Genomic DNA, 12,290 nt, shown 5'->3' with positions numbered 1-12,290 from the left:
CGCTGTCCAAAGCGATAGCAGACGCGAGCTGGGGTGAATTTGTGCGCCAGCTTGCATATAAGGGCGAATGGGCGGGGCGGTCGGTGGTTGCCATTGACCAATTTTTCCCGTCCTCAAAACGCTGTCACTGTTGCGGCTACACCATGTCGAAAATGGCGCTTAACGTTCGTGCGTGGCTCTGCCCTGAGTGCGGGGCTGACCATGATCGTGACATAAACGCCGCGAAGAATATAAAAGCGGTCGGGCTGACCGTGTTAGCTTGTGGAGAGTCTGTAAATCCTAAACCGCTTAATGCGGCTTAGGTTCGACTCAGCGAAACAAGAATCCCCTTCCTTCAGGGAGGGGAGTGTCAACTCTGCTCCCTGTGCCAGGGCGTGCGCGTCAGGCGCGGCCCCCGATCGGTTTTCAGCAGCACCTGCCCGTCACGCTGCCACTCGTTGAGCGCAAACGCGCCCAGCGGCGTTTCCAGCTGGGTATCGGCCCGGCACGGCAGGCGTGTCAGCGCCTGTTGCCAGCGGCGGAGGGCGTCCGGGTCCGGTGGCTGCGGGGCGTAAATCACCAGATCCAGATCGCTCTCTGCATGCAGCACCGGAATATCGGTGGCCAGCGCGTACCCGGTGCTGCCGGTAATACCCCATTGCCACGGCCAGTGCTGTTGCGCCAACAGAATGGCCGCCTGCACCGGCGGCTGGGAAACAAACGGCGAGCGCAGTAACGCCTGCCCCTCGGCCAGCTGGTGGGGGCTGAGCTGCCTGACCACCTGCGCGCGCGCCACCCAACCCGCGGCGCGCTGTTCACGTTTCATGCCGCGCACCCCCACCGGGATCAGGCCCTCCGCACCCTGGTCACGCCGCACCACCACCGGCAGGCCGGGGTGCCAGAGCTGCGTGACCCAGCCCGCCTCCGCGCCTTGCAACGCAGGGCGATCGCGCAGCCAGAGTAAATCATGGGGGCGGGCAATAACGGGCATGGTCAGACTCCTGAGGTCAGTGAGATAAACAGCGGTAATGACAGGATGCTGAGCACCGAGCTGAGCAGCAACACCGCTTCCGCATCCGGCGACTGTACGCCAAAGCGGTTGCCGAACACCACGCCGAAGAAGCCGGCTGACAACGCAATCATCAGGATCGTGGTAATGGCCACGCTGCCGTGCAGGCCAAACAGCAGCACCATACCCCAGGCAATCGCCGGCTGGATTAACAGCTTGGTCACGGTTGAGGTCATCACGGCGGTGTTAATTTTCAGTTTGCGTGCAGAGAGGATCACGCCGGTCAAAAACAGCGCGGCGGCGGTGGCCGCGAGGCCCAGCGGTTTAATGGCGGCCAGCAGCAGATCCGGCATCGCGATGCCCAGCGCAGAGAGCACCACGCCCAGCAACGGCCCCCAGACAATCGGTTTTTTCACCGAGCGCCACATCAGCACCGGCAGCATCGCCAGCGTTGAGCCGCTGTTTTCCCCGGCGGCCTGCGCCTTTTCCCGTTCCAGGATCAGCAGGCAGAACGGCGTCATCAGCACCGAACCGCAGGCGATAGAGACCGCCACCGACAGCGAGGTGGCGGAGCCTTCCCCCAGCACACTGCCGAGGATCGGCAGGCCGAGTGCCGCATAGTTCGGCAGCGCCACGGTCAGCGTCAGCACGGCGGCATCCTGCGGGGACTTTTTAAACACGCGGGTGGCCAGGAAATAGATCGCGCCATAGGTTATCCACATCGCCAGCGTCAGCACCACAATCAACGGCGACTGGGCGACAATGCCGCGCCACGGGGTCTGCACCGTGGCGCTGAACAGCGCGGCGGGCAGGGCAAAATCCATCACGAAAATATTCAGTAACGCGACATTCTGGTTATCCACCATTTTGACTTTGCCGGCCCAGAAACCCAGCAGCATGATGACGAAAATCGGGGCGAGCGCATGGATGATGATGTAAGTCATAGAAACCACCTGTAATGAATAAAGAGACAATACCGGTGCGATGCTTATTCTTTTTCAGACGCGGCAGCCCGGCGGGCACGGCAAGGTGCCCGGGGCTGCCGCTGTCCGGCAGGTTTATTATTTTTCTTTACTGCGTGTGCCGTGCGGGCGGTTACCAGGCGGCGCGCATACGTTCGCGTACCTGCAAGGAGCTGCGGCGGTTTTCTGCGCCGAGGCGGCAGGTCAGGCCGGGGTCACGGCGCGCGTCCTGAATGGCGTGCTGCAATGCCGCGTTAACCTGCGCCAGATCGCCGGAAGAGGGATCATCAGGCCGGGCGATCTCCAGCAACGCCGCCAGCAGCCCCAGCGAGGCATAGTTAGTGACGTCATACGCCATCGGTGGAATGGTGGCGGCCAGTTTTTCCAGTGACTCCACGCTGCGCAGCGTGATGCGCGCCGCCGAGTCTTTGCCCATCGCGTGTACCTGCACGCCGGGGTCATTAAAGGCAATCAGCCGGTTAGCCTGATAACCATGGGCGAGAAACGCCCCGGACATCGCCTTGCCGACGATCAACCCAATCACCGGGTGGCCGGCCAGCCGGGCATTGGCGTAGGCGGCCGCCGCCCCGGCCAGTGCCTGATGAATCCCGAATGCCTCTTCACGGCGGCCATAGGCCTGGCTCGGCACATCAATCACCGCAATAATCGGGCGTTTCACGGCGCGCCCGGCATCGGCCGCGACGGTTTCACTGACCACTTTCGCCAGCGTCCACCCTTCCAGCAGGCCGACTTCACCATGGGCGGCGCGCGGGTAGTGGTTATCGGCATCCGGCACTACGGCGATCAGGCGCGCCATTTCGCCGTTCAGTTCGGCATCCGCCACCTGCACCGACGGGCAGAGGCCCGCCATGCGGGTGGCATTGGGGGCGAGTTTATCCAGCCATAACGCCCCACGGCTGATTGCGTTGCTCATGATTTCCCCTCTGCTGCAAAAAGCTGTTTAATCTGTGCGGCCTCTGCCTGTTGGCGGGTATCAAACCGCGTCAGGCGGGCCAGATAACCGGCGTAGTTGTCGCTGCGGTGCTGCGCAGGCACCCCGAGGGCAATCGCCTCATCCAGCGCCGTTTTCACCGCGTTGATGCCGTCGCCCACCAGGGCGTCCGCCAGCCCGCTCTGGTAGCGCACCTCTCCGCCGGTCATGCGCCAGATGAACGGCCGGTCGCGCGAGTCGTACTCTTCAATGCCCGCTTCCTGTTCAATCACCTGCGGGCCGTTCAGCCCCAGCCGCGCTTCGCGGGTGACAATCAGGTAGCTGCACAGGGCTGCGGCAATCGACATCCCGCCGAAGCAGCCCACAGTGCCGGCGATAATGCCGATAACCGGCGTGTAGCGGCGCAGATCCACAATCGCGGCGTGAATATCCGCAATGGCTGCCAGCCCCAGATTGGCCTCCTGTAACCGCACGCCGCCGGTTTCCAGGCACAGCACCGCCTGGGTCGGGATGCCGTTCCGGTTGTCTTCTGCGGCCAGCTCCAGCGCGGCGGCCATTTTTGCACCAGACACCTCGCCCATGCTGCCGCCCTGAAAGGTGCCTTCGATGGCGATCACCACCGCCGGTTGGCCGTTCAGGGTGCCTTTCGCCACCACCATGCCGTCATCCGCCTGCGGCACGATGCCCTGCTGAGGCAGCCACGGCGACATGATGCCCTCGAACGGATCGAGCAATTCACGGAAACTGCCCTGATCCAGCAGCGACCGGGCGCGCTCACGGGCGCGGAGTTCAATAAAGCTGCGATCGTCACGCATGGTTTACCTCCTCAAAAACCTGCTCGATGCGGATGCGCGCCACGCCCGGCGTTGCGCCAAAATCGTGGATCACCAGCGCACCCGCCGGCAGGTTACCCAGCAGGGCGAGGCGGTTGAACAGGGCCTTCCAGCGTTCGCCGCTGTTATCCACTGACGTAGTGATCGCAATCTCGAGCGTCTCCTGCGGCGCGGCAGTGAACAGCACTTCCATATCGCCGGAGCCGACAACCCCCGCCAGCGCCCTGCCGTGCAGGGTACGGCTGGCCGGGAATGACAATGTAATTTTTTCCATAACTACCTCTTACTCGGTTAATTGGGTTGCCCGCCCACGCGGTCCAGAAACAGGGTGGCGGCCAGCAGATCGGCGGCCCCGCCCGGCGAGGCGTTGTGCGCCAGCATCGCGGCATCCAGCTCTGCCAGGGCGAGGCGGCCGGCAGGCTGCGCGGTTCCCCCGGCGGCCAGCACCGCACGGGCGCCGCGCTGCATGGTGTCGAGCCCCGCCAGCCCGGCGCGGTTGAGCACGCAGGTGTCACTGAGCGATGTCATGATCGCCATCAGCGCATCCAGCCGGGCGGCCGGTTCCTCCGCGCCCTGTTGGCGGCTGCGGTGCAACTGGGGCAGGGCCAGCGCCATCACATGGGGGAAACCCTGTTGCGCCTCTTCGCGTGCGCCGGGCACCCGGTAGCGATGAACCGCCCGCAGCCCCTTGCTGAACCCTCTGGGCGCAGCGCGATCGGGCAGCTGCGCCAGCTGCGCGGCGGCCCGGGCGATGGCACCGCGCTCTGCGCCGCCCCCCAGCATCGCCGCGGCGCTCACCAGCAACCCCAGCGCCCAGAGTGCGCCGCGGTGGGTATTCACCCCGCCGGTGGCGGCCATCATCTGTGCTTCACCTTCACGCCCCAGCCGCCCCACGGTCTCCCGCAGTGCGGGATCGGCCGGGCGCAGCCAGCTTTGCTGGGCCAGCTGATAAAAGGCCGGGGTCAGGCTGTGGGCCGAGCGCTCCATCAGCACCAGCGACAGATCGAGATGCGCGCCATTGCCCCGGCTGTCCACCAGCCCCGGCTTCGGGGTGAGCCGCGCTTCCTCAATCAGGCAGGCGGTGGCAAGCTGCGCCAGCTGGTCGGCGGCGAGGTCTGCGTGTGCGTGCAGGCGTGGGTTCATTACCAGCTCCGGAATTTCGCAGGGGGGGTATAGAGGCCGTCAGACCACTCGACCAGATCGGCCACGCTGCCGGCTGCCAGCAGGGAGCGGGTGGCTTCGGCACGCCGGATGCCGATGTCTTCCGGGTAGACCACTTTGCCGCTGCGGCGCAGATCGGTGACGCGCGCGGCGTCCACCCCCAGGCCGATGTCCGTGATCCCGGCGACGGCTGCCACCATGGCCCGGCGCTCCTCCAGGCTTTCTGCCCGGTAGAGGTAGGCGATGCCCTCTTCAGTCAGCACGTGGGTGACGTCATCGCCATAGATCATCACCGGGGCGAGCGGCATCCCTGAGGCTTTGGCCACGTCGACCGCATCAAGTTTTTCCACAAAGGTCGGTTTGACGCCGGCCTGGAAGGTTTCCACCATCTGCACCACCAGCTTGCGGCCGCGCTGCAGCGGGTCGGGTTCGGTGATCATATTGAGCCAGGCAGGGGTGGCGTGGCGGCGGCCGTGCGGGTCATGGCCCATATTCGGCGCGCCGCCGAAGCCGGAAAGCCGCCCACGGGTCACGGTGGAGGAGTTCGCCAGCCCGTCGATTTGCAGCGTCGAGCCGATAAACATATCCACCGCATACTGCCCCGCCAGCTGGCAAAACGCGCGGTTTGAGCGCATGGAGCCGTCGGCCCCGGTGAAGAAGATGTCCGGCCGGGCGCGGATGTACTCTTCCATCCCCAGTTCGCCGCCGAAGCAGTGCACGCTCTCCACCCAGCCGCTCTCAATGGCCGGGATCAGCGTCGGGTGTGGGTTCAGCGCCCAGTGTTTGCAGATTTTGCCTTTCAGGCCGAGCTGTTCGCCGTAGGTCGGCAGCAGCAGCTCAATCGCGGCGGTGTTAAAGCCGATGCCGTGGTTAAGTGACTGCACCTGATGCTCGGCGTAGATGCCTTTGATCGCCATCATCGCCATCAGGATGTGCTCCTGCTTGATGAGGCGCGGGTCGCGGGTGAACAACGGCTCGATAAAGAAGGGCTTATCGGCCACCACCACATAATCAATCCACGAGCCGGGAATATCGACGCGCGGCAGATCGCAGCCCTCTTCCACCAGCTCATTCACCTGCGCAATCACGATGCCGTCATGGAAGGCGGCGGCCTCCACCAGCGCCGGGGTATCTTCGGTACTCGGGCCGGTGTACAGGTTGCCCTGGCGGTCTGCTTTGTAGCCCGCGATCAGCGCAACATTGGGCGTCAGATCGACATAAAGGCGGGCATAAAGCTCGATGTAGGTGTGAATAGCGCCGATCTCCAGCAGCCCGTCTTCCAGCAGTTGGGAGATGCGCAGGCTCTGGGTGCCGGAGAAGGAGAAGTCGAGTTTGTGGGCGATGCCTTTTTCAAAGATATCCAGATGCTCGCTGCGCCCAACGCTCGGCATGATCATATGCAGGTCATGCACTTTTTCCGGGTTGACCTCCGCCAGCATCCGGGAGAGGAAATCCGCCTGTTTCTGGTTATTGCCCTCCAGCACCACCCGGTCGCCCGGCGCGATCAGTTTTTCAAGTATGCCGACCAGATCATCCGTCGGGATGACTTTGCCCTGGACGGGTACCGCAGCCAGACGCCGCTGTTTCTCCGTCCGGCGCGTATTCCAGACACGCGCCGCTGTTTGCCCTGCCAACATGTTTAGCCTCCTGGTATCGCTATTTTTCACGATTTGCCTGAGGGGAAGTGTGCGCGCCGGGCAGCGGGGGCATCAATTAAGTACGCAGGCGAATCATTAGCCTGAGGGTAATGATGGTGTTAACGAAAGGTGATGGGGATCAAAGATAAATTGCCGAAACCGGCTAAGGGGGGAACGGAAGGCGAAAAAAAGGCAGAAAAAAGGCCGGAATTCTCCGGCCTTTTAAAGAGGATGCAGCGCTTAGCGCATGGTGACGAACTCTTCCGCTGCGGTCGGGTGGATCGCCACGGTGTTGTCGAAGTCTTTCTTGGTTACGCCCATTTTCAGCGCCACCGCGAAGCCTTGCAGGATTTCGTCCATGCCGAACCCGATGCCGTGGATGCCGACGATCTTCTCGTCTTTACCCACGCAGACCAGCTTCATGCGGCACGGCTGGCGGTGCTGGGTCACGGCGGTGTACATGGCGGTAAACGCGGATTTGTATACTTTCACTTCGCTTTCGCCGTACTGCTCAATCGCCTGCGGCTCAGTCAGGCCCACGGTGCCGATCGGCGGGTGGCTGAAGACCACGGTCGGGACGTTGCTGTAGTCCAGATGCTCTTCCGGCTTGTTGTTGAACAGGCGCTCGGACAGGCGGCGGCCGGCGGCCACGGCGACCGGGGTCAGCTCCACGGCACCGGTGTTGTCACCCACGGCGTAAATACCCGGAACGCTGGTGTTCTGGTATTTATCGACGTCGATATAGCCTTTTTCGTTGGTTTTCACGCCTGTGACGGACAGGTTCAGGTTGTCGGTTTCCGGCTCACGGCCAATCGCCCACACCAGGCAATCCACTTCGTAGCTGTTGCCGTTTTCCAGTTCCAGCGTCAGGCTGCCGTCAGCGTTTTTCACGATCGCTTTCGGGACAGACTCCGTGTGCAGCAACGGGCCTTCGGTGTTCATCACTTCCACCAGCGTATCGACGATCAGCGGGTCGAAAGTACGCAGCGGCGCGTGTTTACGCACAAACAGGTGGGTCTGCGCGCCGAGGGCGTTCATCACACCGGCAATCTCGACCGCGATGTAACCTGCGCCCACCACGGCGACGCGCTGCGGCATCTCGTCGAGATCGAAGAAGCCGTCAGAGTCGATGCCATATTCCGCACCTGGGATCGCCGGGTGGCTTGGGCGGCCGCCGGTGGCGATCAGGATATGGTCGGCCGTGATCTTCTCACCATTCACTTCCACGGTGTGCGCATCAACGAAACGCGCGTAACCGCGGATCACGTCGACGTTGTTTTTGCCCAGCACGTTGTCGTAGGAGGTATGGATACGGTCGATGTAGGCAGTACGGTTGGCGACCAGTTTTTTCCAGTCAAACACGTTGACGGTGGTGTCAAAACCGTAATCCGGGCCGTAATTGTGGATCGCTTCCGCGATCTGTGCGGCGTGCCACATCACTTTTTTCGGTACACAACCCACGTTGACGCAGGTGCCGCCCAGCGCTTTGGCTTCAATGAGCGCGCACTTCTGGCCGTACATGGCTGCACGGTTGATTGAGGCGATGCCGCCGCTGCCGCCACCAATTGCAAGGTAGTCATAATGTTTGGTCATCGAAAGTGTTCCATAAAGATGAGAAGAAAAATTAATGTAGAGTTTAACGCCAGTCGGCCGATTGCCGCAAAGTTTGCGCCTATGATTGTGATAGGGCAGCAACGATCTATTCAGATACAGACGTTTAACAAAGTGGAAGCATAGCATGCACCTGACCTTTCTCGGCACCTGTGCCGGCACCCCAAGTTTGCAGCGTAACGTCACGGCGATTGCCCTGACCCTGCGCAACGCCCGCAGCGGCGGCACCTGGCTGTTCGATTGCGGCGAAGGCACCCAGCACCAGTTCATGCGCAGCCCGCTGAAACCGGGCAAGCTGGAGAAAATTTTCATCACCCACCTGCACGGCGACCACATTTTCGGCCTGCCGGGCCTGCTCACCAGCCGTTCAATGGGCGGGATCACCGAGCCGCTGACGGTCTACGGGCCGGTAGGCATCCGGGCGTTTATTGAAACCAGCCTGACCCTCAGCAGCTCGTTTGTGACCTTCCCGCTGGAGATTGTGGAGATCGCGGCTGGTGAGGTATGTGATGACGGCAACGTCCGGGTAACGGCCTGGCCGATGAACCATGTGGTGGAGTGTTACGGCTACCGGATTGAAGCGCATGACAAGCCGGGCTACCTGGATGGCGAGCGCCTGAAAGCGGACGGCGTGCCGCGCGGGCCGTGGTTCCAGCAACTGAAGCGGGGCGAAACCGTGACCCTGCCCGATGGCCGGGTGGTTGACGGCAGCGCCTACCTCGGGCCGCCCACCAAAGGGAAATCGCTGGCGATTTTCGGGGACACAGCACCGACGCCGGTTTCTGACCTGCTGGCGGACGGGGTGGATCTGATGGTGCACGAAACGACATTAGAAGCGGCCATGGCGGAGAAGGCCAACGGCCGCGGCCACTCCACTACCGTGCAGGCGGCCACTGCCGCCCGGCTGGCCGGGGCAAAACGGCTGATCGCCACCCATTTCAGCTCACGTTACGGTTTTGCCGAGTGTGAACAGTTACTGGCAGAGTGCCGGGCGATCTTCCCCAACACGGAACTGGCGCGGGATTTCGCGGAATTTGAGGTGTAACGGCGCGCCGCCCTGAAGGGCAAACGTGCCGCGTTACAGTCTCCCAAACCGCGTTACGGCAGCCCCACACCGCATCAGGCACACGTAAAAGCGAAGCCGCGCCGGAAGCCCGGCACGGCGGGCCATCACTCCGGTACGATCCACTTCACCAGCGTGTGGCCGTTGCCGGTCGGCACCAGCGTCTTGTGCAGCCACGGCAGCACGTTGTTCATCTGCTGTTCCAGCTTCCACGGCGGGTTAATCACGATCATGCCGGAGGCGGTCATGCCGCGCTGGTCGCTGTCCGGGCGCACGGCCAGCTCAATTTGCAGAATACGGCGGATGCCGGTGGCTTCCAGGTCACGCGTCATGCGTTTGATCTGCTGGCGGATCACCACCGGGTACCACAGGGCATAGGTGCCGGTAGCAAAGCGTTTGTAGCCTTCCTGAATCCCTTTCACCACATCCTGATAGTCGGTTTTCATCTCATACGGCGGGTCGATCAGGATCAGCCCACGGCGCGAGAGCGGCGGCAGTTGCGATTTCAACTGCTGGTAGCCGTCCGCTTTCAGCACTTTTGCCCGCTCATCTTTCTGGAACTCACTGCGCAGCAGCGGGTAGTCGCTGGAGTGCAGCTCGGTCAGGTGCAGCTTGTCATAGTCGCGCAGCAGGTGGCGCGCAATCAGCGGGGAACCGGGGTAGTAACGCAGTGTGCCGGTGCGATTGAACGCATGCACTGCCTCCAGGTACGGAGCCAGTTCTTCCGGCAGATTATCCTGTTGCCAGAGGCGGCCGATGCCTTCCAGGTATTCCCCGGTGCGTTCCGCATGCTCCCCGCTGAGCTGGTAACGCCCGGCACCGGAGTGGGTGTCCAGATAGAGGAAAGGTTTCTCTTTCTCCTTCAGCGACTCAATGATCAGGCTCTGAACGGTATGTTTCAGCACGTCGGCGTGGTTGCCGGCGTGGAAGCTGTGGCGGTAACTAAGCATGGCGGTAATGGTTCCGGTTTTTAAGGATGCACTGCGACATCAGGCAAAATGGCAATCGCCGCACCGCACCCGCCTGGCGGGCAGGCGGCAGGCGCACAGGGGCGCCGGGGGCGATAAAGCAAACGCCCTGCGGTGTTCGGCAGGGGAGGCATGCGGCACAGTATAAACTGTCTGGCCGGGAAAAAGGCAAAAGCCTTTTGCCCTCTGCGAGATAGGTTCCAGGAAACGTTCGCCGCCTGCTATTCCCCTTGCTATCACCCCCCTCCCGATTACAATGCAACTCCTTGAAATCCATTGACCGGGCAGAAGATCATGGAGTTGTTGCGCGTTGTGTACCGCCAGTACCGCTGGCCTTTCCTGATGGTGATTCTTCTCAGCCTGGCCAGTGCCGCGCTGGGCATTGGCCTGATTGCGTTCATTAATACCCAGTTAATCAACCGCTTTGACGGCTCACTAACAGTGCTGCCGCAATTCCTGGGCTTTCTGGTGTTGCTGATGGCGGTCACGCTGGGTTCACAGCTGGCGCTGACCACGCTGGGGCACCATTTCGTCTACCAGCTGCGCGGCGAGTACATCAAACGGATTCTGGATACCCACGTGGCGCGCATTGAGCAGATCGGCAGCGCGCAGTTGCAGGCCAGCCTGAGCAGTGACATCCGCAACATTACGCTGGCGTTTGTGCGCCTGCCGGAGCTGTTGCAGGGCATCATCCTGACAATAGGCTGCGCCCTTTACCTTGGCTGGCTCTCGCCGAAAATGCTGGTGGTCACGGCCCTTTGGCTGGTGGTGACCATCGTGGGCGGCTGGCTGCTGGTGGCGCGCGTCTACCGCCACCTGAGCAGCGTGCGCGAGGCGGAAGATGCGCTGTATCAGGATTACCAGACGGTGATTGACGGCCGCAAAGAGCTGACGCTGAACCGCAGCCGCGCGCGCCATATTTTTGAAGAAGAGTACCAGCAGCATGCGCAGGCGTACCGCCGCCACGTGATCCGCGCCGACACCTTCCACCTCAGCGCGGTGAACTGGTCAAATATCATGATGCTGGGTGCCATCGGGGCGGTGTTCTTTATGGCCAACCGCCTCGGCTGGGCCAACACCGCCGTGGCGGCCACCTATTCACTGACGCTGCTGTTTTTACGTACCCCGCTGTTGCAGGCGGTGGGCGCGCTGCCGGTGCTGCTCAGCGCGCAGGTGGCGTTCCGCAAGCTCAAGGCGCTGGAGCTGGTGCCGCACCAGCCGGGCTTCCCCACGGCCACCGCCGCCAAAAACTGGCAGACGCTGGAGCTGCGTGACGTGACGTTCCGCTATGCCGGCGCCGGCTTTGAGGTCGGCCCGGTCAACCTGACGCTGCGCCGGGGCGAGCTGGTGTTCCTGATTGGCGGCAACGGCAGCGGTAAATCGACCCTGGCGATGCTGCTGACCGGGCTGTATACCCCGACTTCCGGCACCCTGCTGGTGGATGGCGTGCCGGTCACCACGGATACGCTGCCCGCCTACCGGGCGCTGTTCTCGGCCGTGTTTACCGATTTCCACCTGTTTGGCCGGGCGATGGGCCCACAGGGCAGCGAACCGGATGCCGTGCTGGTGCAGAGCTGGTTGCAACGGCTGAAAATGGCGGAAAAACTCACCTGGAACGCGGGGCAGGTCACCAACCTGAAGCTGTCACAGGGGCAGCGCAAACGCGTGGCACTGCTGATGGCGGTAGCGGAACAGCGCGACATCCTGCTGCTGGATGAGTGGGCCGCCGATCAGGACCCGCAATTCCGCCGCACCTTCTACCGCGAGCTGCTGCCGCAACTCCATGCGATGGGCAAAACCGTGCTCGCCATCAGCCATGACGACCACTATTTTGAACACGCAGACCGGCTGCTGGAGATGCGCACCGGCCAGCTGCATGAGCTTACCGGCGAGGCGCGCCAGGCCGCCAGCCGTGATGCGGTAGCGCAGATTGACCAGGCCGCCGCACTCGCCGGGGACACCAGTGCCCCGGCAGAGAGTGCGCCGCCGGGCAGCGGCGTGCATTGATTTTCACACCACTTGGCCTCATGTTACTTATTGGCCTTTCAGAAGGGCGCTGAGGCGCCTTGACAGCCGGAAGCGGATTGCACGCAACCGGCCCACAACGATAAACAG

At 62.6% G+C, this 12,290-nt stretch carries 12 protein-coding genes; 3 read left to right on the top strand and 9 right to left on the bottom strand.

The genetic code is table 11. The features are described from left to right. Positions 1-302, top strand: a 302-nt coding sequence (locus CYR55_RS13270; RefSeq protein WP_146000980.1) for an RNA-guided endonuclease InsQ/TnpB family protein, incomplete at its 5' end; no start/stop codon positions are given. Positions 303-349: 47 nt separating this feature from the next. Here the strand turns inward: CYR55_RS13270 and CYR55_RS13265 are convergent. The 8 genes from CYR55_RS13265 to gorA form a co-directional block, all read right to left on the bottom strand. After that, positions 350-970 carry a malonate decarboxylase holo-ACP synthase gene (locus CYR55_RS13265; protein ID WP_101816594.1) on the bottom strand — a complete coding sequence of 207 codons (621 nt, stop codon included), beginning with the start codon at positions 968-970 and terminating at the stop codon, positions 350-352. A gap of 2 nt (positions 971-972) precedes the next feature. Continuing rightward, positions 973-1,932 carry an AEC family transporter gene (locus tag CYR55_RS13260; RefSeq protein WP_101816593.1) on the bottom strand — a complete coding sequence of 320 codons (960 nt, stop codon included), beginning with the start codon at positions 1,930-1,932 and terminating at the stop codon, positions 973-975. Positions 1,933-2,083: 151 nt separating this feature from the next. Further along, on the bottom strand, positions 2,084-2,884 hold the full coding sequence (mdcE, locus tag CYR55_RS13255; protein ID WP_101816592.1) for a biotin-independent malonate decarboxylase subunit gamma: 801 nt from the start codon (positions 2,882-2,884) through the stop codon (positions 2,084-2,086). Then, the gene (locus CYR55_RS13250) at positions 2,881-3,717 is read right to left on the bottom strand and encodes a biotin-independent malonate decarboxylase subunit beta (protein ID WP_101816591.1); all 837 of its coding nucleotides are present in this window, start codon (positions 3,715-3,717) and stop codon (positions 2,881-2,883) included. The genes mdcE and CYR55_RS13250 overlap by 4 nt, the downstream gene beginning before the upstream one ends. Continuing rightward, positions 3,710-4,009 carry a malonate decarboxylase acyl carrier protein gene (mdcC, locus tag CYR55_RS13245; protein ID WP_101816590.1) on the bottom strand — a complete coding sequence of 100 codons (300 nt, stop codon included), beginning with the start codon at positions 4,007-4,009 and terminating at the stop codon, positions 3,710-3,712. Before mdcC ends, CYR55_RS13250 begins: the two co-directional genes overlap by 8 nt. A 17-nt stretch (positions 4,010-4,026) precedes the next feature. Further along, entirely contained in the window at positions 4,027-4,878 is an 852-nt protein-coding gene (locus CYR55_RS13240) for a triphosphoribosyl-dephospho-CoA synthase (protein WP_101816589.1), read from the bottom strand. Further along, positions 4,878-6,533, bottom strand: a complete 1,656-nt coding sequence (gene mdcA / locus CYR55_RS13235) for a malonate decarboxylase subunit alpha (protein ID WP_101816588.1) — start codon at positions 6,531-6,533, stop codon at positions 4,878-4,880. The genes CYR55_RS13240 and mdcA overlap by 1 nt, the downstream gene beginning before the upstream one ends. Before the next feature lie 240 nt (positions 6,534-6,773). Further along, positions 6,774-8,126: a glutathione-disulfide reductase gene (gene gorA, locus CYR55_RS13230; RefSeq protein WP_101816587.1), complete on the bottom strand. Its 1,353-nt coding sequence runs from the start codon at positions 8,124-8,126 to the stop codon at positions 6,774-6,776. 145 nt (positions 8,127-8,271) lie between these two features. Here gorA and rnz point away from each other — a divergent pair, with 145 nt between their 5' ends. Next, entirely contained in the window at positions 8,272-9,189 is a 918-nt protein-coding gene (gene rnz, locus CYR55_RS13225; protein ID WP_101816586.1) for a ribonuclease Z, read from the top strand. A 125-nt stretch (positions 9,190-9,314) separates the two neighbouring features. Here the strand turns inward: rnz and CYR55_RS13220 are convergent, their stop codons facing one another. Further along, a complete protein-coding gene (locus tag CYR55_RS13220; protein ID WP_101816585.1) occupies positions 9,315-10,157 on the bottom strand; it encodes a 23S rRNA (adenine(2030)-N(6))-methyltransferase RlmJ in 843 nt (280 codons plus the stop codon). Positions 10,158-10,469: 312 nt separating this feature from the next. Here CYR55_RS13220 and CYR55_RS13215 point away from each other — a divergent pair, with 312 nt between their 5' ends. Then, positions 10,470-12,182, top strand: coding sequence for a multidrug ABC transporter permease/ATP-binding protein (locus CYR55_RS13215; RefSeq protein WP_101816604.1), 1,713 nt, complete (start codon positions 10,470-10,472; stop codon positions 12,180-12,182). The last annotated feature ends 108 nt before the right edge of the window (positions 12,183-12,290 follow it).

The sequence above is a fragment of the Chimaeribacter californicus genome (genome assembly GCF_002858675.1).
Lineage (GTDB): Bacteria > Pseudomonadota > Gammaproteobacteria > Enterobacterales > Enterobacteriaceae > Chimaeribacter > Chimaeribacter californicus.
The sequence above is the reverse complement of the archived record's forward strand: the minus strand, read 5'-3'. Positions and strand labels throughout refer to the sequence as shown.

What these genes read in the sequence shown, in the direction of transcription:
- CYR55_RS13265 (WP_101816594.1), bottom strand. Translation starts at nt 970, where the DNA reads ATGCCCGTTATTGCCCGCCCCCATGATTTACTCTGGCTGCGCGATCGC.
- CYR55_RS13260 (WP_101816593.1), bottom strand. Translation starts at nt 1,932, where the DNA reads ATGACTTACATCATCATCCATGCGCTCGCCCCGATTTTCGTCATCATG.
- mdcE (WP_101816592.1), bottom strand. Translation starts at nt 2,884, where the DNA reads ATGAGCAACGCAATCAGCCGTGGGGCGTTATGGCTGGATAAACTCGCC.
- CYR55_RS13250 (WP_101816591.1), bottom strand. Translation starts at nt 3,717, where the DNA reads ATGCGTGACGATCGCAGCTTTATTGAACTCCGCGCCCGTGAGCGCGCC.
- mdcC (WP_101816590.1), bottom strand. Translation starts at nt 4,009, where the DNA reads ATGGAAAAAATTACATTGTCATTCCCGGCCAGCCGTACCCTGCACGGC.
- CYR55_RS13240 (WP_101816589.1), bottom strand. Translation starts at nt 4,878, where the DNA reads ATGAACCCACGCCTGCACGCACACGCAGACCTCGCCGCCGACCAGCTG.
- mdcA (WP_101816588.1), bottom strand. Translation starts at nt 6,533, where the DNA reads ATGTTGGCAGGGCAAACAGCGGCGCGTGTCTGGAATACGCGCCGGACG.
- gorA (WP_101816587.1), bottom strand. Translation starts at nt 8,126, where the DNA reads ATGACCAAACATTATGACTACCTTGCAATTGGTGGCGGCAGCGGCGGC.
- rnz (WP_101816586.1), top strand. Translation starts at nt 8,272, where the DNA reads ATGCACCTGACCTTTCTCGGCACCTGTGCCGGCACCCCAAGTTTGCAG.
- CYR55_RS13220 (WP_101816585.1), bottom strand. Translation starts at nt 10,157, where the DNA reads ATGCTTAGTTACCGCCACAGCTTCCACGCCGGCAACCACGCCGACGTG.
- CYR55_RS13215 (WP_101816604.1), top strand. Translation starts at nt 10,470, where the DNA reads ATGGAGTTGTTGCGCGTTGTGTACCGCCAGTACCGCTGGCCTTTCCTG.